This window comes from Sphingomonas sp. PL-96 (assembly GCF_020707215.1).
In the GTDB taxonomy this organism is placed as follows: domain Bacteria; phylum Pseudomonadota; class Alphaproteobacteria; order Sphingomonadales; family Sphingomonadaceae; genus Sphingomonas.
The window spans coordinates 55,283-74,294 of sequence record NZ_JAJFET010000010.1 but is presented as its reverse complement, the minus strand read 5'-3'; the positions used below and the strand labels follow the sequence as shown (position 1 = coordinate 74,294).

The window sequence follows — 19,012 nt, the reverse complement described above, 5'->3', positions numbered from 1 at the left end:
GAATGACAAGGTTGTTTGTATGCGTCTTCCGATTCTCGTAATGCTCCTCGCCACTACTGCCTGCACGCAGACGCAAACCGCGGCCCCTGAAGCGGCAACGGCATCGGCCGCCGTTTCCCCGGCGGACGAGGGCAGCTATTCGGTCGAGGCGCAGCGCGCGAAGATCGCCCGCGTCAACATCGCGCCCGACACGGGCTTCCTCTCGGCCGAAGAACGCCAGGTGGTGAACCTGCTGATCCAGGCGTCCGACCTCATGACGCCGATCTATCTGCGCCAGCGCGACGCGCTCAACCCGCAGACGCGCCAGGCGATCCAGCGCATGCGCCGCGCCGACCAGCCGCTGATCCTTGATTGGTTCGATGCCAACCTTGGCCCGTGGGACGACTTCGCCGAGCTGCGCCCCTTCTGGGGCGACCGGCCGATGCCGGAAGGTGCCGGCTTCTATCCGGAGGACCTGACCCGCGCGGAGTTCGACGCCTATCTCGCCCAGCACCCGGACGAGAAGCCCGCGCTCACCAGCCTCTACACAGTGGTGCGCCGCGACGGCACGAAGCTGAAGGCGGTGCCTTATTCGATCGAGTATCGCGAATGGCTGGAGCCTGCAGCCAAGCTGCTGGAACAGGCCGCCGCCGTCACCACCAACCCCAGCCTGAAGCGCTTCCTCACCCTGCGGGCCAAGGCGTTCCGCACCGACGACTATTATGAGTCGGAGCTCGCCTGGATGGACCTGAAGGACACGCCGATCGAAGTGGCGATCGGGCCGTACGAGACCTACACTGATCGGCTTTACGGCTGGAAGGCCGCGTTCGAGAGCTTCGTCACGCTGAAGGACCCGGGGGAGTCCGCCGCGCTCGACAAGTACAAGCACTATCTGCGCGACATGGAGGCGAACCTGCCGGTCGATGCGCGCTACAAGAACTTCACGCGCGGCTTCGAATCGCCGATCGCGGTGGCCGAACAGGTCCGCGGCGGCGGCGACAACGAGCATGGCGGCCGCACCATCGCCTTCAACCTGCCCAACGACGAGCGGGTGCGTGAGGCCAAGGGCGCGAAGAAGGTCATCCTCTCCAACGTGCTCGGCGCCAAGTACGACCGCATCCTGGCACCCATGGCGCCGCTGGTTCTGGTGCCGGACCAGGCCGGGCTGGTCGCCAAGAAGTATATGCAGCTCGAAACCCTGTTCCACGAGCTGTCGCACAGCCTGGGGCCGGGCAACATCACGCTGAACGGCCGCAAGACCAGCGTGAACGAGGAACTGAAGGAGCAGGCGTCGGCGCTCGAAGAGGCCAAGGCCGACGTGATGGGCGTCTGGAACATCCTGTTCATGATGAACAAGGGCGAGCTGCCGGTCGCGGAAAAGCCGCAGCTGTTTGCGACCTATGTGGCGGGCGTGTTCCGCGCGATGCGCTTCGGCACGGCCGAGGCACATGGCCGGGGTGCGGCGATGCAGTACGGGTATCTGCGCGACAAGGGCGCCTTTGCCTGGGATGCCGCCGCGGGCCGCTTCCGCATCGACAACGCCCGGATGGAGACGGGCCTGCGCGATCTGCTGCACGACATGATCGTCGTGCAGGGCAATGGCGACTATGCCGGCGCCAAGGCGATGCTGTCGCGCTGGCAGAAGCTCGATGCCCATGCCGAACAGCTGGTCGGCACGATGGGCAGCATCCCCGTCGACATCCAGCCGGTCTACCCGACGAAGATCTAAGGGCGGGAGGGCGGCCCCTGCCCGATCAGGCGGCCGCCCCGTCCACGTCCGCGTCCTCTTCGCCCATCCGTACGCCGGCCTTGGCCGCACGCTCCGACTCGCGTTCCAGCGCGACCTTGATCATCGCCACCATCGGGTCCGCGAGCGCCAGGCCCAGGATGCCGAACAGCGTCGAGGTCAGGATCTGCGACGACAGCGTGAGCGCCGGCGGCAGGTCCACCGTACGCCTGGCGACGATCGGCAGCAGCACATAGCCGTCGAACGTCTGCACCACGAAATAGATGATGATCGCCCAGAAGCCGGTGTCGGAGCCTGCGCTGAACCCGACCGCGACCATCAACACACCGCTGATGAACGCGCCGATGTTGGGGATGAATGCCAGGAGACCCGTGATGATGCCCAGCAGCATCGCCATCGGCACGCCCGCGATCCACAGCAGGAGGCCGGTCAGCGCCCCTTCGAACACCATCCCCGCCAGCCGCCCGGCGAGCAGCCGGCGCATGGTGGTCGCCATGCGATTGATGGTGATCGCGAATTCCGTGCGCTGGCCGACCGGAATCATCCATTGCAGCCCGCGGTCGTAGATCCGGGGCTCCATGGCGACGAACAGCCCGATGATCAGGATCATGAACAGCGTCGTAAAGGCGCCGAACACGGTGCCCACGGCGGACGTCAGCCGCCCGACCGAACCCATCGCCTGCTGGACGATCCCGCTCAGGTCGGAGCGGCCGGGCATCAGCCCCATGTCGTTCGCCCAGCCGATCAGCCGGTTGCCCTGGACCTCCAGGGTCGAGCGCAGCTGTTCGGCCTGCGCCGCGATCTGCACGCCTGTCAGGTAGAAGGTGCCCAGGATGAATGCGGTTACCAGCAGCACGACGATCAGCAGCCGAAAGCCCCGTCCGATCGGCAGCACCTTGCCGAGCAGCCGCACGCCGCCGTCCAGCATTGCGGCGAACACCAGCCCGCCAAAGATGATCAGCAGCGGCTGGATCAGCAGCACCACCAGGCCGATGGCGGCCGCGACCCCGAACCACACCGATGCCTTGCGCAGTTCCGCCCGGGTGACCGGATCGCGCAGCTCGTTCGGGCCGGGTGCCCGCTCCACGGCCACCCGGTCGTCTCTGCTCATTCGGCTTCCTCTGGATGCAGCGAGGTACCCGCGCGGTCCCCACGCAGCGACGGCCACCAGCTGAGCGGATTGAGGCTCGTGGTCCCGTCGAGCGAGAAGGTGATGAACTCGGCGCGCCCACCGATATTCTCCCACGGCACCGGCCCGCCCAGCCCCTGTTCGGAAAGCGGAAAGCGGCTGTCGGCGCTGTTGTCGCGATTGTCGCCCATCAGGAACACATGACCGGCCGGCACGGTGACTGGTCCGAAATTGTCGCCGATCGAACCCTGCACCGCGTCGATCGTGTCATAGGAGCGACCGTTGGGCAGCGTCTCGCGATAGATCGGCAGGCGGCAGAACGCCCCGCCCGCGGCATTGCGCACCTGGGCGTCAGGATATTGCCAGGCCGGGCAATGGGTGTTGGCATCGACCGGGATCATGCGGTCGCCGACCGCCCGGCGCTCGACCGGCTTGCCGTTCAGGTAGAGCATGCCGGCGCGCACCTGCACCCGGTCGCCCGGCAGGCCGATCACGCGCTTGATATAGTCGGTCTTGGTCCCCGGCGGCGTCACGATCACGACGTCGCCCGCCTTGGGCAGGCTGCCGAACAGCCGGCCGTGGAAAAAGGGCAGCAGGTGGAAGGCGGGGGTGACGAACGAATAGCCATAGGGGTATTTGGTCACCACCAGGCGATCCCCGACCAGCAGCCCCGGCATCATCGATTCCGACGGGATGTAGAAGGGCTTGGCCACCAGGCTGTGGAAGCCGAGCACGGCCAGCACCAGCACCAGCAGGTTGCGGATCTCCGCACCCCAGTCGGTGGACTTGCGCTTGGTTCTGGCAGGCTGGGGGCGTTCGGACGGCAGCGCCAGGTCCTCTCCGGTCATCGGACTTCCTGTTCGGCGCCGGGCAGCGCCTCGATGATGACGAACGCCTGCGCCCAAGGATGGTCGTCGGTGAGCGTCAGGTGAATCTTGGGGACGTGCCCCGGCGGGATCAACGCATCGAGCGCGGCCTTGGCTCCACCCGAAAGCGCCAGCGTCGGCGCGCCCGACGGCGCATTGACGACGCCGATGTCGCGCATGAACACGCCGCGGTTGAAGCCGGTGCCGACCGCCTTCGAAAACGCCTCCTTGGCGGCGAAGCGCTTGGCAAAGGTGCCGGCGCGGGTGAAGGGTCGGCGCGCGGCCTTGGCCTGCTCAAGCGGCGTGAACACGCGCTCGATGAAGCGCTGCCCGAACCGGTCGAGCGAATTCTGGATGCGCTCGATGTTGCACAGGTCCGAGCCGAGCCCGACGATCACCGTGCCGCGTCCATCAGCGACCGCATCCGCGCCACCACGGGTACAAGGCCATCGAAGATCGCCTCGCCGATCAGGAAATGGCCGATGTTCAGCTCACGCACCTGCGGAATCGCCGCGATCGGCACGACATTGTCGAAGGTGAGACCGTGGCCGGCATGCACTTCGATGCCGTTCTTGGCCGCGAGCGCCGCGGCATCGGCGAGCCGCTTGAGCTCGACCTCGCGTGCAGCCTCCTCCAGCTCGGCATAGCGGCCGGTGTGAAGCTCGACCACCGGCGCGCCGAGCCGCACCGCCGCATCGATCTGTGCGGCATCGGGCTCGATGAACAGCGACACGCGGATGCCGGCTTCCCCCAGTGTCGCGACCATGGGGGCGAGCAGGTCGAACTGCCCGGCCGCGTCCAGCCCGCCCTCGGTCGTGCGCTCCTCGCGCTTTTCGGGAACGATGCAGGCGGCGTGCGGACGGTGGCGCAGCGCAATGCCCAGCATCTCCTCGGTCGCCGCCATCTCCAGGTTCAGCGGCACCGGCAGCTCCGCCGAAAGGCGCGCGATGTCCGCGTCGGTGATGTGGCGCCGGTCCTCGCGCAGATGGGCGGTGATGCCCTCTGCCCCAGCCTCCGCCGCCATCAGCGCCGCGCGCACCGGGTCGGGGTAGCCGCTGCCGCGCGCGTTCCGCACCGTCGCGACATGGTCGATGTTGACGCCCAGGCGGATCGGCTGAGTCACGCCGCAGCCCGGCTCCCGGGCTTCATCGCGGGGATCGCCGCCAGTTCGGGCGGCAGCGCGTCGGCTTCGTAGCTCGGCACTTCCAGTCGGATCAGCGGGAAGAAAGGCACGCCCAGGTCGGCCTGGCCGTTGGAGCGATCCACCAGCGCGGCTGCCGCCACCACCTGGCCGCCGCCCGCGCGAATCGCCGCAATGGCTTCGCGCGACGAAAGGCCCGTGGTCACCACGTCCTCCATCATCAGCACGCGCGTGCCGGGATCGAGGCGAAAGCCGCGGCGCAGTTCAAAGGTGCCGGTCGGGCGCTCCAGGAACATCGCCGGGCGGCCGAGCGCGCGGCCCATCTCGTGCCCTGCAATCACGCCACCCATTGCCGGCGAGACCACCGCGTCGATCGCGCCGCGCACGTCGCTGGGCAGCCGCGCCACGAGTTCGTCGGCAAGCCGGCTCCCGCGCCGCGGGTCCATCAGCACGCGCGCGCACTGGAGATACCGCGCGCTGTGGCGTCCGGAAGAAAGGATGAAATGGCCCTCCAGCAGGGCCTCTGCCGCGCGGAATTCCGCCAGGATGTCGTCGTCGGTCATGGTCGAGGCCCTCTCTAGGCGCAGGCGCGCGAGCCCGCAATCGGCGCTGCAAAAACAGCCAGCACGCGCTTGAGGCACGGCAAAACGCTGCCTATACCCCTGAACTGGGCCTTTTTCCGGGGCCCGGATGCGCAAGCCCGCGCGGTAAAAACGGGTGGATGGGGATGCGAATGGCTGGGATGGGGTCCGGACTGAAGCTTGCCCTGCTGGGGGCCGGACTGGCGCTCGCAGGAATCGGCCATGCCGCGGCACCCGCCGCGCCGGCTGCTGCCGCCCCGCAGGCAGCGGCGCCGCAAGTGGGCGCACCGCCGCCGGGCTCGGCCGAGGCAGCACCGGACGGCACCGTCACCCCGCCCGCGACCGCAGGTGCTGCGCAACCCGCCGCAGCGGTCGCCGACCCGACGCTCAACCCCGATGGCACCCCCAAGCTGCGCCCGACCGACAACCATGGCCAGCCGAGCCCGCGCGTCGTGGGCCTCCAGAACCAGGTGACGCCCAACGGGCAGGAGGCGGCGCGCTTCCACAACAACCTGCTGATGCCGGTCGTCACCGCCATCGTGCTGCTGGTGCTGGCGCTGATGGTGTGGGTGGTGATCCGCTTCCGCGCCGCCGCCCACCCCAACCCGTCGCGCACGTCGCACAACACCACCATCGAGATCCTGTGGACGGCGATCCCGGTGCTGATCCTGGCGGTGTTCGCAGTGCCCTCGATCCGGTTGCTCGCGCACCAGTTCAAGCCTGCGCCCGCCAATGCCGTGACGCTGAAGGCGATCGGCAACCAGTGGTTCTGGACCTATGAATATCCGGACAATGGCGGGGTGTCGGTCACGGCCAACATGCTCAAGGAGCGCGACCAGGTCGCCCCCGGCCAGCGGTACCGCACCGATGCCGACGGCCCACGCCTGCTCGCGACCGACAACCGCATCGTGCTGCCGGTGGGCGTGCCGATCCGGCTGATCACCACCGCCAACGACGTCATCCACAGCTGGGCGATCCCCAGCTTCTGGGTGAAGCTCGACGCCATTCCCGGCCGCCTGAACGAGACCAGCTTCACCATCAAGGAGCCGGGCGTCTATTTTGGCCAGTGTTCGGAGCTGTGCGGTGCCCGCCACGCCTATATGCCGATCGCGGTCGATGCGGTCTCGCCGGCCGAGTTCGCCGCCTGGATCCGTGCCAAGGGCGGCACCATGCCGGGTCAGGTCCAGCCCTCGTCGACGGCACCGGCGCAGCCCGGGTCGGACGCGGCCGACGACACGGCGACCCCGCCCACCGGCGGCGACGGCCCCATCGTCAACGCGACCGACACCGCCACTCCCGTCACCCAGGGCGCAACCGGCAACCCGGCCGGCGCCGGCAACGCGGATCAGTAAGCCATGACCGACACCGCCCTGCACCCCTCTGCGTTCGAGGCGCACCACGCGCATCCGCATGACCATCATGCGGACCACCGCCCGGCCTTTTTCGCCCGCTGGTTCCTGTCGACGAACCACAAGGACATCGGCACGCTCTACCTGATCTTCGCGATCTTCATGGGCATCGTCGGCGGCGCCATCTCCGGCCTGATGCGCTGGGAGCTGGCGGAGCCGGGCATCCAGCATCTGGGCAGCTGGGCGACCTGGCTCGCCGGGTCGGAACAGAGCCTCGATGAATCGCTCCACCTCTGGAACGTCATGATCACGGCCCACGGCCTGATCATGGTGTTCTTCATGGTGATGCCGGCGATGATCGGCGGCTTTGGCAACTGGTTCGTGCCGATCATGATCGGTGCGCCGGACATGGCCTTCCCGCGCATGAACAACGTGTCCTTCTGGCTGCTGGTACCCTCGGGCATCCTGCTGCTCGCCTCGCCCTTTTTCGGCGGCGCCGGCACCGGCTGGACGGTTTATGCACCGCTGTCCACCTATGGCGAGCCTTCGGCCTCGGTCGACATGGCGATCCTGGCGCTGCACCTGTCGGGCGCCAGCTCGATCCTGGGCGCCATCAACTTCATCACCACCATCTTCAACATGCGCGCGCCGGGCATGACGCTGCACAAGATGCCGCTGTTCGCCTGGTCGGTGCTGGTCACCGCGTTCCTGCTCCTGCTGTCGCTGCCGGTGCTGGCCGCGGCGATCACCATGCTGCTGACCGACCGCCACTTCAGCACCACCTTCTTCGATCCGGCCGGCGGCGGCGACCCGGTGCTGTACCAGCACCTGTTCTGGTTCTTCGGCCATCCGGAGGTCTACATCATGATCCTGCCGGGCTTCGGCATGATCAGCCATGTGGTCGCGACCTTCAGCCGCAAGCCGGTGTTCGGCTATCTCGGCATGGCCTATGCCATGGTCGCGATCGGCGCGGTCGGGTTCATCGTGTGGGCGCACCACATGTTCACGACGGGCCTGAGCGTGAACACCAAGATGTATTTCACCGCGGCGACGATGATCATCGCGGTGCCGACCGGCATCAAGATCTTTTCGTGGATCGCCACCATGTGGGGCGGCAGCCTGCGCTTCCCCACCCCGATGCTGTGGGCGCTGGGCTTCATCTTCATGTTCACGGTGGGCGGCGTCACGGGCGTCATTCTCGCCAACGGCGGCGTCGACGATTACATGCACGACACCTATTATGTTGTCGCGCACTTCCACTATGTGCTGTCGCTGGGCGCAGTGTTCGCGCTGTTTGCCGGCTTCTATTACTGGTTCCCGAAGATGTCGGGGCGCATGTACAACGAGCTGCTCGGCAAGCTGCACTTCTGGGTGTTCTTCGTCGGCGTGAACGTGCTGTTCTTCCCGATGCACTTCCTGGGCGCCAACGGCATGCCGCGCCGTATTCCCGACTATCCCGATGCCTTTGCGCATTGGAACCAGGTCGCCTCGATCGGCTATGTCATCATGGGCGTCGGCATGCTGATCTTCTTCGTCAACCTGGTGGTGTCGCTGCTGGGCGGCCGGCCCGCGGGCGACAATCCCTGGGGCGAAGGTGCGACGACGCTGGAGTGGACGCTGTCCTCGCCCCCGCCCTATCACCAGTTCGAGACGCTCCCCAGGGTCGACTGACCGGGCGGGTGTGGAACAGCAAAGGCCTCGGGGAGGAAGCTCCCCGGGGCCTTTTCCTTGCCGGCCCCGTTCAGGGCCGGACGGACAGGGTCAGCGACAGCACATGGTTGACCGCGACATCGCCGCCGGTGCGATTGACCAGCTGGTTCAGATAGCCCGCCTCGATCGTGGAACGGCCCCGCAACGGCACCTCCATGCCGACGAAGCTGCGTAGCTGGTCAAAGCCGCTTGCCGAGCCCCAGTCCGTCTCGTTGAGCACGAACATGCCCTCCAGCGACATCACCGCCTTCAGCGGCTTGTCGCCCGGGGCAATCGGCGTCTCGAGCCGCGCCAGCTGCCGCACGCGCAGCCCCATGTCGCGATAACCCGCCACCCAGCGCTGTTCGAACCGCGTGCGCGACGACAGCTCGGTTGCCCCCGGCAGCAGCGTCCAGGACAGCTGCTGAAAACTGCGCTGCTCGTCCCGGTCGGGCTCCGGGCCGTCGCGCGGCTGCACGATATAGGCATAGCCTTGGTAGAGGCTCACCCGGTCGCTCAGCCGTACACCGATCGCGCCGCGCAGGACCGCCTGCTGCATCTCGGAGACGCCCTCCATCAGCCGCGGCTGCGCTTCGACGAAATAGACCAGCCGGTCGCCAGCCGACCCGTTCAGCGTGACGTTGATCCACGCCTGCTCGTCCTCGGTCGTACGCGCCCATGCCGGCGCGGCAGTCGTCGAAAGCGCAAACGCGGCAAGGGCAAGGAAGGGGCGCGGCATGCACCATCCTATCCCATTCAGGGAGGGCGGCAACCCTTTCGCCGGCGCGCCCGTCTCCCTATACACAGGGGCAGATCATGACCACCGCCGTTCCCCTGACGATGCCTGCCGATTGGCGGGACTTCCTTGCTCTCACCAAGCCGCGCGTGATGACGCTGGTGGTGTTCACCGGCCTGTGCGGCATGCTGGCAGCACCCGTCGGCATTCACCCGGTGCTCGGCTTCACCGCCATCCTGTGCATCGCGCTGGGCGCCGGTGCGGCAGGCGCACTCAACCAATGGTATGAGGCGGACCTCGACGCGCACATGAAGCGGACGCGCAGCCGCCCGCTGCCGGACGGCCGCATGGACCGGCAGTCCGCGCTGCACTTCGGTGTCGGGCTGGCGGTCTTCTCGGTCGCGTTGATGGGGCTGGCGATCAACCTCGCCGCCGCTGCGATCCTGACCGTCTCTATCCTCTTCTACGTGCTGGTCTACACCGTCTGGCTCAAGCGCCGGACGCCGCAGAACATCGTCATCGGCGGCGCGGCCGGCGCCTTCCCCCCGCTGATCGGCTGGGCGGCCGCGACCGGCGAGATCGCGCTGCTCCCGCTGCTCCTGTTCAGCCTGGTGTTCCTGTGGACGCCTCCGCATTTCTGGGCGCTCGCGCTGTTCGTGCGCATGGACTATGCGGCGGCCGGTGTGCCGATGCTGCCGGTAGTGGCCGGCGAACGCGCCACCCGCACCCAGATCGGTCTCTACACCATCCCGATGGCACTGGCCGCGATCGCACCCTGGCCGCTCGGGTTGGCCGGCGCAATCTATGGCGTGGTGTCGGTCGTCATGACGGCGGTGTTCGGCTGGTTCGTGCTGCGCGTGGCGCTGCGCACGGCCGCGCCTGAGGGGGACACGATGCAGCCCGAAAAGCGCCTGTTCGGCTATTCGATCCTGTACCTGTTCGTCGTGTTCGGTGCGCTGGTCGTCGACCGGTGGCTGCTGCCGTGACGCCGGAAGAGGAAGCGCTGGTCCGCGCCCGCCAGCAGTCGCGCGCCCGGGTGATGGCCTGGCTGCTCGGTGCGCTGGTGCTGCTCATCTTTGCGATCAGCATCGTGAAAATTCAGGCAGGGATGATGTGACCCGCAACGGCCGTACAGCCTTGCTGGCCGGCCTGGCCGCGGTGGCGATGACCGGCCTCGGCTGGGCAAGCGTCCCGCTCTATCGCATGTTCTGCCAGGTGACGGGGCTGAACGGCACCACCCAGCGCGGCGACCTGGCCCCCGGTGGCATCGGCGACAAGGTGACGGTGCGGTTCGACAGCAACGTCGCGCCCGATCTCAAGTGGCGCTTCCGCCCGGAGCATCCGTCCGACACCATCGACATCGGCGCGCGCGACATGGCGTTCTTCACCGCGAAGAACCTGTCCGACAAGCCGATTACCGGCACCGCCACCTTCAACGTGACGCCGGCCCAGGCGGGCAAGTATTTCACCAAGATCCAGTGCTTCTGCTTCACCCAGCAGACGCTGCAGCCGGGCGAAGAAGTGCGGATGCCCGTGATCTTCTACGTCGATCCCAAGCTCGCAAGCGATCCCGACACCAGCGACGTGCGGGTGATTACGCTCTCCTATACATTTTACCCTGTGGATTCGGCCCGAACGGCGAGCTAGACCTTTCGCAACGAGAGAGGATGGGGACGAGCATGGCCGGAACCAAGAACCACGAATACCACATCCTGCCGCCGAGCCCCTGGCCGATGCTGAGCGCCTTTGCCGCGCTGGTGCTGGCATCCGGCGGCATCATGGTCATGCGCGACGCGACCTATGGCTGGCTGGTGTTCGGCGCCGGGCTGATCGCGGTTCTTTCCTGCATGGGCCTGTGGTGGGCCGACGTGATCCGCGAAGCGCGCGCGGGCGACCATACGCCTGTCGTCCAGCTCCACCTGCGCTATGGCATGGTGCTGTTCATCGCATCGGAAGTCATGTTCTTCCTGGGCTGGTTCTGGGCCTGGTTCGACTTTTCGCTGTTCCCGGCCGCAGTGCAGTTCGACCATGAGGATGGCGTCTCGCTGATCGACTCCGCCTCGCAGCTTGCGGCGCAATGGCCGCCGGCCGGGATCGAAGTGCTCGACGCCTTTCGCCTGCCGCTCCTCAACACCTTCCTGCTGCTGCTTTCGGGCACCACCATCACCTGGGCGCACCACGCGCTGATCCATGGCGAGCGTGGCGGCCGGCGCACCGGCCTGTGGGGCCTGCTCGGCGTCGGCGAGAACGACAGCGTGAAGAAGGGCCTGTGGCTGACGATCGTGCTCGGCCTGCTGTTCTCGTGCATCCAGGCCTATGAATATGCCCATGCGCCGTTCCCGTTCGGCACGATCAACTACACCTCCGCCTTCTACATGGCGACGGGCTTCCACGGCTTCCACGTCATCATCGGCACGATCTTCCTGATCGTGAACCTGGTGCGCACCTACCAGGGCGACTTCACCCCCCGGCAGCATTTCGGGTTCGAGGCCGCGGCCTGGTACTGGCACTTCGTCGACGTCGTGTGGCTGTTCCTGTTCGTCACCGTCTATGTCTGGGGCGGCTGGGGCGCGCCGGTCCACGCCGGCTGACGTGACGGACCCCGCCGGCGCGCCGCCGGAGTCGCTGCCGGCCGGCGCACCGCCGGAGCCCTTTGCCGCCGCGACCGGGGGGCTGTGCCCGCGCTGCGGGGCAAAGACGTTGTTCGCCGGCTTTATCGCCTTTGCGCCCCGCTGCACCAACTGCGGCCTCGACTTCCTCCGGTTCAACGTCGGCGACGGGCCGACGGTGTTCCTGACGATGGGGATCGGCACCCTGGTGACCGTGCTCGCCGTGGTGGTCGAGCTCGTCTTCTCCCCGCCGACCTGGCTGCACATACTGCTGTGGCTGCCGCTCACCCTGGGGGGCGTCGCGGTGTCGCTGCGCTTCACCAAGGCGCTGCTGCTCGCGCTGGAATACCGCAACGCCGCGCGTGAGGCGCGGCTGACCCGCGAGGAGCCGTGAGGCGCATCCCGCTTGCCGCCACGGTCGCAGTGGTGCTGGCCGTCGCGGCCATGCTCGCGCTCGGCGTGTGGCAGCTTCAGCGCCGGGCCGAAAAGGGGGCGATGATCGCGCGTTTCACCGCCAATGCAGGCAAGCCGGTGATGGCGCTGCCCGGCTTCCCCTATGCCGGCGCTCTGTTCCGCCGCGTCTCCGCCCACTGCCTGGAGGTGACGGACTGGACCACCACCGCAGGCCGCACGCGCGACGGCGCCACCGGCTGGCGCCATGTCGCCCACTGCCGCACCGGCGCCGAAGGCCCGGGCTTTCGCGCCGACATGGGGGTGAGCAACGATCCCAAGCTGCGCCCGGCATGGCAGGGCGGCGTGGTCACCGGCATGCTCACCCAGGCCTCCACCGGTCAGCCCGCGATCGCCGCACTGTTCGCCGGGAAGACGACGGGAGAGCGCCTGATCGTCTCGGAAACCGCGGCCCCCGGCCTCGCCCCCAGTCGTCAGCCCGACCCGGCCGACCTCCCCAACAACCACCTCGCCTATGCGGTGCAGTGGTTCGCCTTCGCCGCCATCGCGCTGGTCATCTACGTGCTCGCCCTGCGCCGCCGCCTGCGCGGCTGAGCCCCCTCCCATCTTCCCGACGGAAGCCAGCACGACGCGGCAGGAAAACCTACGTCCGTGCAAAGCCCTGCCCCGCTTGTGCCCTCCCGGCAGCAGGGCTAACGCCTCCGCATGCGCTATGTGAGCACCAGGGGGAATGCGCCCGTCCTCGATTTCGAGGGCGCGACGCTGGCAGGGCTGGCCGCCGACGGCGGACTTTATGTGCCGGAGGCGTGGCCGACGCTCTCGCGCGAGCAGATCGCCGGCCTGGCCGGCCTTTCCTATGCCGAGACGGCAGTGCGGGTGATGCTGCCCTTCGTCGGCGACAGCCTGAGCGAGGACGAGCTGCGCGACCTTTGTCAGCGCGCGTATGGCGACCGCTTCGCCCATGCCGCGGTGACGCCGCTCGTCCAGCTCGACCATCGCAACTGGCTGCTGGAGCTGTTCCATGGCCCGACGCTCGCGTTCAAGGACGTCGCTCTGCAGCTGCTCGGCCTGTTGTTCGAACGCTTCCTGACGGGCCGGTCGGAGCATGTGACGGTGATCGGCGCGACCTCCGGCGACACCGGGTCGGCGGCAATCGACGCGCTTGCAGGCCGCACCGGCGTCGACATCTTCATGCTCCACCCGCACGGTCGCGTCTCCGACGTGCAGCGGCGGCAGATGACGACGGTGCTCGCGCCCAACGTCCACAACATCGCCATCGACGGCAGCTTCGACGACGCGCAGGCGCTGGTGAAGGCGATGTTCAACGCGCCCGATTTCGCCGGCCGCTTCCACCTGTCGGCGGTGAACTCGATCAACTGGGCCCGGCTGATGGCGCAGGTGGTCTATTATTTCTACACCGCCGTGCGCCTGGGCGCGCCGGAGCGGCCGGTCGCCTTCTCCGTGCCCACGGGCAATTTCGGCGACGTGTTCGCCGGCTATGTGGCGCAGCGCATGGGCCTGCCGGTGGCGAGGCTGGTGGTTGCGACCAACGTCAACGACATCCTCCACCGCGCGCTGTCCGCCGGCGACTATTCGACCGGCAGCGTGACGGCGACCGACACGCCGTCGATGGACATTCAGGTCAGCTCCAACTTCGAACGGCTGCTGCACGATCTGGGCGGTCGCGACGGCGCGGCACTCGCGCTGCAGATGCAGGGGTTCGAGAAGAGCCGGGCGATGCAGCTTACCAACGCCCACCGCGACGGCGCCGCCGCGCTCTTCGTCAGCGCGCGCATCGATGCCGAGGGCATGATGGGCGCGATGCGCTGGGCGTGCGAGCGGTCGGGCGAGCTGATCGACCCGCACACCGCGATCGGCCTTGCGGCTGCGCGCGAGGCGGACGTTCCGGGCGACGTGCCCGTCGTCACCCTTGCCACCGCCCATCCGGCCAAGTTCCCCGACGCGGTCGAGCGCGCGACCGGCCAGCGCCCGCCGCTCCCTACCCGCGTCGGCGACCTGTTCGAGCGCGAGGAACGCTGCGATCGGCTGCCCGGCACGTTCGAAGCGGTGACCGGCTATATCGCCGAGCGCGCGGTCGCGCGCGCGTGAAGCTCGTCAGCCTGATCGGCGAGCCCTGGGCCGATTACGGCCTGGTGGACTGCGGCCACGGCCGCAAGCTGGAGCGCTACGGCCCCTATCGCTTCATCCGCCCGGAGCCTCAGGCGATGTGGGCGCCGGCGTCACCGGATTGGGACGCGCACGGCGAATTCGTGCCCGGCTCCGACGAGGAGGGCGGCGGCCGCTGGCAGTTTGACAAGCCCGTGCCGCGCGAAGGCTGGCCGCTCGCCTGGGATCAGGTCCGCTTCACGGCGCAGAACACCCCGTTCCGCCACCTGGGCTTCTTCCCGGACATGGCACCGGTGTGGAGCTGGATGCGCGAGCAGTTGGGTGACGCGCCTGAGCCTGAGTGCCTGAACCTGTTCGGCTACACCGGCGTCGGAACGCTCGCGCTCGCCTCTGCCGGAGCCCGCATGGTCCACGTCGACGCGTCCAAGAAGTCGGTCGAGGCCGCCCGGGGCAACGCGGTGCTGTCGGGCATGACCGACCTGCCGGTGCGCTGGCTTGTCGAGGATGCCACCAAGTTCGTCGCGCGCGAGGTGCGCCGCAACCGCCGCTATGACGGCATCCTGCTCGATCCGCCCAAATGGGGCCGCGGCCCCAATGGCGAGGTGTGGAAGCTGGAGGATCACCTCCCCGCCCTCATCGCCGACTGCCGCCAGCTGCTCGACGACAACTCGCGCTTCCTGTTCCTGACCGTTTACGCCGTGCGCATGTCCGCGCTCGCGATCGGCGAGCTGCTGCGCCAGGCGCTGGCCGACCTGGGCGGCACGGTGGAGTGCGGCGAACTCGGCGTCCGCGAGGAGGCGCGCGGGCTGACGCTGCCGACGGCGATTTTCGCGCGGTGGCGGCGGTAGCACCGGCCGCCTAACCATGCCGCCCTCCTCGTCTTCCCCCGTTCGTTTCGAGTAGCCGTCGAGCTTGTCGAGACGGCGTATCGAGAAACCGGTGGTGGCTCTCTCGACACGGGCTCTCGACAAGCTCGATCCCTGCTCGAGACAAACGGAGTGGGTCTACTCCCGCGCGAACCGCAGCGCAGCGCCAGCCACGAACGGGGCGCCGGCCAGCAGCAGCAGGCTCGTCGCCGCGACGAGCTTGAGGCCGGAACTGCCGCCCTCCAGGGCACCCGCGCCGAACACCAGCAGGGGCAGCGCGAACGGCAGCATCACCATGCCCGCCACCGCGCCCGCGCCCCGCAGGCCGGCGACCAGCGCGGCAGTCGCGACCGCCAGCGCCGCCAGGCCGGGCGTTCCCAGCAACAGCCCCAGCTCCAGCCGCAACAGCACCTCGGCCGGCATCTCCAGCAGCGCCGCGCTGAGCGCAGCCGCCAGCATCACCGCCGGGCCGAAGCCGATCCAGTGGCCCAGGATCTTGGCGAGCGCCACGCCGGCACCCGACAGGCCGCGCACCGCGAACTGGTCGATCACGCCTGACTCCAGGTCCGGCAGCACCAGCCGCTCGACCGGCAGCAGTGCTGCCAGCAGCGCGGTTGCCCACACCACCCCGCCGCCGATCCGCGCGAGCAGCTTCGCGTCCGGGCCGATCGCGAACGGGAACAGCGTCGCGACCAGCAGGAAAAAGGCGAGCGTCAGCATCAGCCCGCCGCCACTCCAGGCCCGGCGCAGCTCGCGCAAGCCGATTGCGATCATTCCGCCGGCTCCAGCGGCAGCACTCGCGCGCCCGGCAGCGCAACCGGCACATGGCTCGCCACCAGCACGATGCCACCCTCCGCCCGGTGTTGTGCGACCAGCCCCTCAAGCAACGCGGTCGAGGCGGTGTCGAGGCCGTTGACCGGCTCGTCGAGCAGCCAGATGGCGGCACCGCCTGCCACGACCCGCGCGAGCGCCGCGCGGCGGCGCTGGCCGGTAGACAGCATCCGCACCGGTACTTCGGCAAGCGCGCCGAGCCCCACTGCCGCCAACGCGTCCGGCACCCGCTCGCGCGCGCCATCCAGCGCCGCCCAGAAAGCGACCGAGTCCGCCAGCGTCCGCTCCGGATCCAGCGCCGCCGTCTCGGCCAGCAGCGCGCGGCTGCCCTGCGCCTCCACCCGCCCCGCGGCCGGCGCCAGCAGTCCGGCGGCGATGCGGATCAGGCTCGACTTGCCGACGCCATTGGGGCCCGTCACCAGCGCCGCCTCTCCAGCGCCAAGCGCCAGGCCGAACCCCCTGAACAAGAGCCGGCCGCCGCGCACGCAAGCGACGCCGTCCAGCACAAGCGCCGCGCCGCTCACGCGCCCGCCGCTTCCTCCAGCGCGTGCATGTCGGCGTCCGACAGGCCGAAATGATGGCCGACTTCATGCACCACGACATGGGTGATGAGCGCTTCGAGCGCGACGCCCGTCTCGACCCATTCGTCGAGCAGCGCGCGGCGATAGAGGTGGATGCGGTCCGGCATGGCGACCCCGGTCCAGGCGGATTTCTCGCCCACCGGCAGACCGTGGTAGAGACCGGTCAGCGCGAACGGATCCTCGATCTCCATCGCGTCGAGCGTCTCGTCGTCGGCGAACTCCTCGACCAGCAGCACGACGTCCTTCAGATGCTCGGCGAACGGCTCGGGGATGCGGGCGAGCGCCGTACGCGCGAGCGCCTCGATACGGGCGGCGTCGGGGGCGAACTGCAAAGGCGCTTGCTCGGACATGGCTTCGTCCATAGGCCCTGCCAGCAAGGCCGCACAAGGAGGGTCGAATGGAGCTGTTGAACGAGGCGGAGCGCGCCGATGCGCTCGACGGGCTGCCCGACTGGGACCATGACGACGCGCGCGACGCGATCACGCGCAGCTTCACCTTTGACAATTTCAGCCAGGCGTTCGCCTTCATGACTCAGGTCGCGATGCTGGCGGAAAAGGCGGACCATCACCCCGAATGGTCGAACGTGTGGAACCGGGTCGACATCCTGCTGACCACACATGAGGCGGGCGGGCTTTCCCCCCGCGACATCGACATGGCCCAGGCGATCGACGCGCTGGTGGAATAACGGACCCTCTGGCGCCGCCGCCCGTTGGGCAGGCGATGCCGAACCAATCCGAACGTCCGATGCGACTGGGCTTTCCCGTCAAGGTGATGGGCAAGCCCGAACTCAAGAGCAACGACACCCGCCGCTGGCAGGCGAGCCCGCACCTCAAATGCTCGCTCGAGCATGTCGACCGCGTGCTCGACTATTGCGCGGCCAAGGGCATTCCCATGTACCGGCTGTCGTCGGACCTGGCGCCCTATGCCACCCACCCGGACATGCCGCAGTTCCACGCCATGGTCGCGGAAAGCGATGCGGAGCTCGCCGCCTTTGGTGCCAAGGCGCGGTCGCTCGACATGCGGCTGTCCTTCCATCCGTCGCAATATATCCTGCTCAACAGCCCCAATCCGGAGCTGACCGCCAAAAGCATCCAGGATCTCGCCAGCCAGTCGGAAATGCTCGACCGCATGGGGCTGAACGACGAGGCGGTGGTGATCACCCATGTCGGCGGCGTCTATGACGACCGCGAGGCGGCGCGCGCCCGCTGGATCGAAGGCTGGGAGCAATGCCCTGACCATGTCCGGCGCCGGCTGGTGCTGGAGAATGACGACATCCGCTTCTCCGCGGCGGACGTGCTATGGATTCACGAGCGCACCGGCGTCCGGCTGATCTTCGACTATCAGCACTTCTGGTGCCTCAACCCGGAGGGGCTGGACCTGCGCGACACGCTGGAGCGCTTCATGGCGAGCTGGCCCACCGGCGTGCGGCCCAAGATCCACTTCTCCTCGCCCCGCACCGAGATGCGCGAGGTGAAGCAGAAGATCACCCCCGCCAAGCGCGGCAAGGCGGCCAAGGACGAGGTCACCAAGGCACCCGTAAAGCCCAACGCACGCGTGAAGACGGTGCTGCGCCCGCCGATCTGGACCGGCCATGCCGACTTCACCAACCCGTTTGAATTCGCGACCTTCATGCGCACTGCCAATGGCCTGGAGTTCGACGTGATGCTGGAGGGCAAGTCGAAGGATCTGGCCCTCATGAAGCTGCGCGGCGACCTGCTGCGCTTTGCGCCCGACGTGGCAGCGCGCTTCGGCATCCATGCCGAGGATGCCGCCGCGCTCGAAGCCGACGATGCGGCGATCGAGGATGGGGTGGATGCCGAGGATACGCCCGACGTGGACGAAGGCGCCGCCTGACCGCCGGGATACCCGCCGCCGTCTGCTCGTTGCCTTCCAGGACCATTTCAGGAGATCCGCATGCTTCGCTCCCTTCTTATCGGCCTTGTCGCCGGCCAGCGCGCGATGACCCCGCTTGCGCTGGTCGCGGGCGCCGCGCGGCGCGACCGCCTGCCGCAGGATGCGCCGGCACGCGACCTGCTCACGCATCCGCTGGTCGCGACCGGTGCGGTGGCGCTGGCCGCAGCGGAGATGGCGGGCGACAAGATGCGCACCGCACCCGATCGCACCGTCCTGCCGGGACTGATCGCACGCACGACCACCGCAGCCTTTGCGGGCGCAGCGCTGGCGCCGGCCGATCAGCGCAAGACCGCTGCGGTACTAGCCGCGGCGACCGCGATCGCGGCGTCCTATGTGGGCTTGTCGCTCCGCATGCGCGCGCTGCGCCGGTTCGGCCAGACGAAGAGCGGCTTCGTCGAAGACGCACTGGTCCTCGGCAGCGGATTGGCGATCACGCGCTGACAGGCGAGCCGTTGC

General features: G+C 68.4%; 23 protein-coding genes. 14 read left to right on the top strand and 9 right to left on the bottom strand.

What is annotated here, in order from left to right; translation table 11 throughout:
* Window positions 1-19: 19 nt before the first annotated feature.
* A complete protein-coding gene (locus LK533_RS15770) occupies window positions 20-1,708 on the top strand; it encodes a dipeptidyl-peptidase 3 family protein (protein ID WP_229364026.1) in 1,689 nt (562 codons plus the stop codon).
* A 25-nt stretch (window positions 1,709-1,733) separates the two neighbouring features.
* On the opposite strand, the gene LK533_RS15765 is transcribed toward LK533_RS15770, so the two are convergent.
* From LK533_RS15765 to pyrE, 5 genes are read right to left on the bottom strand one after another with little or no spacing between them, the layout of a single operon-like run.
* Entirely contained in the window at window positions 1,734-2,837 is a 1,104-nt protein-coding gene (locus LK533_RS15765; protein ID WP_229364025.1) for an AI-2E family transporter, read from the bottom strand.
* On the bottom strand, window positions 2,834-3,703 hold the full coding sequence (lepB, locus tag LK533_RS15760) for a signal peptidase I (RefSeq protein ID WP_229364024.1): 870 nt from the start codon (window positions 3,701-3,703) through the stop codon (window positions 2,834-2,836). Before lepB ends, LK533_RS15765 begins: the two co-directional genes overlap by 4 nt.
* Window positions 3,700-4,119: a holo-ACP synthase gene (gene acpS / locus LK533_RS15755; RefSeq protein WP_229364023.1), complete on the bottom strand. Its 420-nt coding sequence runs from the start codon at window positions 4,117-4,119 to the stop codon at window positions 3,700-3,702. Before acpS ends, lepB begins: the two co-directional genes overlap by 4 nt.
* A complete protein-coding gene (locus LK533_RS15750) occupies window positions 4,116-4,844 on the bottom strand; it encodes a pyridoxine 5'-phosphate synthase (protein WP_229364022.1) in 729 nt (242 codons plus the stop codon). The genes acpS and LK533_RS15750 overlap by 4 nt, the downstream gene beginning before the upstream one ends.
* Window positions 4,841-5,425: an orotate phosphoribosyltransferase gene (gene pyrE, locus LK533_RS15745; protein WP_229364021.1), complete on the bottom strand. Its 585-nt coding sequence runs from the start codon at window positions 5,423-5,425 to the stop codon at window positions 4,841-4,843. Before pyrE ends, LK533_RS15750 begins: the two co-directional genes overlap by 4 nt.
* A gap of 164 nt (window positions 5,426-5,589) precedes the next feature.
* Here pyrE and coxB point away from each other — a divergent pair, with 164 nt between their 5' ends.
* Window positions 5,590-6,795, top strand: a complete 1,206-nt coding sequence (coxB, locus tag LK533_RS15740; protein WP_420705873.1) for a cytochrome c oxidase subunit II — start codon at window positions 5,590-5,592, stop codon at window positions 6,793-6,795.
* A gap of 3 nt (window positions 6,796-6,798) precedes the next feature.
* Window positions 6,799-8,463: a cytochrome c oxidase subunit I gene (ctaD, locus tag LK533_RS15735; protein ID WP_229364019.1), complete on the top strand. Its 1,665-nt coding sequence runs from the start codon at window positions 6,799-6,801 to the stop codon at window positions 8,461-8,463.
* A gap of 70 nt (window positions 8,464-8,533) precedes the next feature.
* Here the strand turns inward: ctaD and LK533_RS15730 are convergent, their stop codons facing one another.
* On the bottom strand, window positions 8,534-9,220 hold the full coding sequence (locus LK533_RS15730) for a DUF2490 domain-containing protein (RefSeq protein ID WP_229364018.1): 687 nt from the start codon (window positions 9,218-9,220) through the stop codon (window positions 8,534-8,536).
* A 77-nt stretch (window positions 9,221-9,297) separates the two neighbouring features.
* Here LK533_RS15730 and LK533_RS15725 point away from each other — a divergent pair, with 77 nt between their 5' ends.
* The 8 genes from LK533_RS15725 to LK533_RS15695 all read left to right on the top strand — a co-directional run bounded on the left by LK533_RS15725 (window position 9,298) and on the right by LK533_RS15695 (window position 15,212).
* Complete coding sequence (locus tag LK533_RS15725) at window positions 9,298-10,203, top strand: heme o synthase (RefSeq protein ID WP_229364017.1); 906 nt, start codon at window positions 9,298-9,300, stop codon at window positions 10,201-10,203.
* Window positions 10,200-10,334, top strand: coding sequence for a hypothetical protein (locus LK533_RS17880; RefSeq protein WP_267495481.1), 135 nt, complete (start codon window positions 10,200-10,202; stop codon window positions 10,332-10,334). Before LK533_RS15725 ends, LK533_RS17880 begins: the two co-directional genes overlap by 4 nt.
* A 47-nt stretch (window positions 10,335-10,381) precedes the next feature.
* Window positions 10,382-10,864 carry a cytochrome c oxidase assembly protein gene (locus LK533_RS15720; RefSeq protein ID WP_229364076.1) on the top strand — a complete coding sequence of 161 codons (483 nt, stop codon included), beginning with the start codon at window positions 10,382-10,384 and terminating at the stop codon, window positions 10,862-10,864.
* A 32-nt stretch (window positions 10,865-10,896) separates the two neighbouring features.
* Entirely contained in the window at window positions 10,897-11,808 is a 912-nt protein-coding gene (locus LK533_RS15715) for a cytochrome c oxidase subunit 3 (protein ID WP_229364016.1), read from the top strand.
* Between the two features lies 1 nt (window position 11,809).
* Window positions 11,810-12,220: a DUF983 domain-containing protein gene (locus tag LK533_RS15710; protein WP_420705872.1), complete on the top strand. Its 411-nt coding sequence runs from the start codon at window positions 11,810-11,812 to the stop codon at window positions 12,218-12,220.
* Window positions 12,217-12,831, top strand: coding sequence for an SURF1 family protein (locus tag LK533_RS15705; RefSeq protein ID WP_229364015.1), 615 nt, complete (start codon window positions 12,217-12,219; stop codon window positions 12,829-12,831). Before LK533_RS15710 ends, LK533_RS15705 begins: the two co-directional genes overlap by 4 nt.
* A gap of 111 nt (window positions 12,832-12,942) precedes the next feature.
* Complete coding sequence (gene thrC, locus LK533_RS15700; protein WP_229364014.1) at window positions 12,943-14,346, top strand: threonine synthase; 1,404 nt, start codon at window positions 12,943-12,945, stop codon at window positions 14,344-14,346.
* Window positions 14,343-15,212 (top strand): class I SAM-dependent methyltransferase, encoded by an 870-nt coding sequence (locus LK533_RS15695; RefSeq protein ID WP_229364013.1) that lies wholly within the window; start codon window positions 14,343-14,345, stop codon window positions 15,210-15,212. Before thrC ends, LK533_RS15695 begins: the two co-directional genes overlap by 4 nt.
* Window positions 15,213-15,368: 156 nt before the next feature.
* Here the strand turns inward: LK533_RS15695 and LK533_RS15690 are convergent, their stop codons facing one another.
* From LK533_RS15690 to LK533_RS15680, 3 genes are read right to left on the bottom strand one after another with little or no spacing between them, the layout of a single operon-like run.
* Window positions 15,369-16,004 carry a heme exporter protein CcmB gene (locus LK533_RS15690; protein WP_229364012.1) on the bottom strand — a complete coding sequence of 212 codons (636 nt, stop codon included), beginning with the start codon at window positions 16,002-16,004 and terminating at the stop codon, window positions 15,369-15,371.
* Window positions 16,001-16,585: a heme ABC exporter ATP-binding protein CcmA gene (ccmA, locus tag LK533_RS15685; RefSeq protein ID WP_229364011.1), complete on the bottom strand. Its 585-nt coding sequence runs from the start codon at window positions 16,583-16,585 to the stop codon at window positions 16,001-16,003. Before ccmA ends, LK533_RS15690 begins: the two co-directional genes overlap by 4 nt.
* Complete coding sequence (locus LK533_RS15680) at window positions 16,582-16,992, bottom strand: metallopeptidase family protein (RefSeq protein WP_229364010.1); 411 nt, start codon at window positions 16,990-16,992, stop codon at window positions 16,582-16,584. The genes ccmA and LK533_RS15680 overlap by 4 nt, the downstream gene beginning before the upstream one ends.
* Before the next feature lie 47 nt (window positions 16,993-17,039).
* On the opposite strand from LK533_RS15680, the gene LK533_RS15675 reads away from it, so the two are divergent.
* Genes LK533_RS15675 through LK533_RS15665 form a run of 3 tightly spaced genes read left to right on the top strand, consistent with a single transcriptional unit; the run spans window position 17,040 to window position 18,997 of the window.
* Entirely contained in the window at window positions 17,040-17,327 is a 288-nt protein-coding gene (locus LK533_RS15675; RefSeq protein WP_229364009.1) for a 4a-hydroxytetrahydrobiopterin dehydratase, read from the top strand.
* A 35-nt stretch (window positions 17,328-17,362) separates the two neighbouring features.
* Window positions 17,363-18,496 (top strand): UV DNA damage repair endonuclease UvsE, encoded by a 1,134-nt coding sequence (gene uvsE / locus LK533_RS15670; RefSeq protein WP_229364008.1) that lies wholly within the window; start codon window positions 17,363-17,365, stop codon window positions 18,494-18,496.
* A gap of 60 nt (window positions 18,497-18,556) precedes the next feature.
* The gene (locus LK533_RS15665) at window positions 18,557-18,997 is read left to right on the top strand and encodes a DUF4126 domain-containing protein (RefSeq protein WP_229364007.1); all 441 of its coding nucleotides are present in this window, start codon (window positions 18,557-18,559) and stop codon (window positions 18,995-18,997) included.
* Window positions 18,998-19,012 lie beyond the last annotated feature (15 nt).

Bases quoted from the DNA above. Each gene is read 5' to 3' on its own strand.
- LK533_RS15680 (WP_229364010.1), bottom strand. From the start codon at position 16,992: ATGTCCGAGCAAGCGCCTTTGCAGTTCGCCCCCGACGCCGCCCGTATC.
- LK533_RS15690 (WP_229364012.1), bottom strand. From the start codon at position 16,004: ATGATCGCAATCGGCTTGCGCGAGCTGCGCCGGGCCTGGAGTGGCGGC.
- pyrE (WP_229364021.1), bottom strand. From the start codon at position 5,425: ATGACCGACGACGACATCCTGGCGGAATTCCGCGCGGCAGAGGCCCTG.
- lepB (WP_229364024.1), bottom strand. From the start codon at position 3,703: ATGACCGGAGAGGACCTGGCGCTGCCGTCCGAACGCCCCCAGCCTGCC.
- ctaD (WP_229364019.1), top strand. From the start codon at position 6,799: ATGACCGACACCGCCCTGCACCCCTCTGCGTTCGAGGCGCACCACGCG.
- LK533_RS15720 (WP_229364076.1), top strand. From the start codon at position 10,382: ATGACCGGCCTCGGCTGGGCAAGCGTCCCGCTCTATCGCATGTTCTGC.
- coxB (WP_420705873.1), top strand. From the start codon at position 5,590: ATGCGAATGGCTGGGATGGGGTCCGGACTGAAGCTTGCCCTGCTGGGG.
- LK533_RS15665 (WP_229364007.1), top strand. From the start codon at position 18,557: ATGCTTCGCTCCCTTCTTATCGGCCTTGTCGCCGGCCAGCGCGCGATG.
- LK533_RS15675 (WP_229364009.1), top strand. From the start codon at position 17,040: ATGGAGCTGTTGAACGAGGCGGAGCGCGCCGATGCGCTCGACGGGCTG.
- LK533_RS15730 (WP_229364018.1), bottom strand. From the start codon at position 9,220: ATGCCGCGCCCCTTCCTTGCCCTTGCCGCGTTTGCGCTTTCGACGACT.
- LK533_RS15725 (WP_229364017.1), top strand. From the start codon at position 9,298: ATGACCACCGCCGTTCCCCTGACGATGCCTGCCGATTGGCGGGACTTC.
- LK533_RS15715 (WP_229364016.1), top strand. From the start codon at position 10,897: ATGGCCGGAACCAAGAACCACGAATACCACATCCTGCCGCCGAGCCCC.
- LK533_RS15765 (WP_229364025.1), bottom strand. From the start codon at position 2,837: ATGAGCAGAGACGACCGGGTGGCCGTGGAGCGGGCACCCGGCCCGAAC.
- thrC (WP_229364014.1), top strand. From the start codon at position 12,943: ATGCGCTATGTGAGCACCAGGGGGAATGCGCCCGTCCTCGATTTCGAG.
- uvsE (WP_229364008.1), top strand. From the start codon at position 17,363: ATGCCGAACCAATCCGAACGTCCGATGCGACTGGGCTTTCCCGTCAAG.
- LK533_RS15770 (WP_229364026.1), top strand. From the start codon at position 20: ATGCGTCTTCCGATTCTCGTAATGCTCCTCGCCACTACTGCCTGCACG.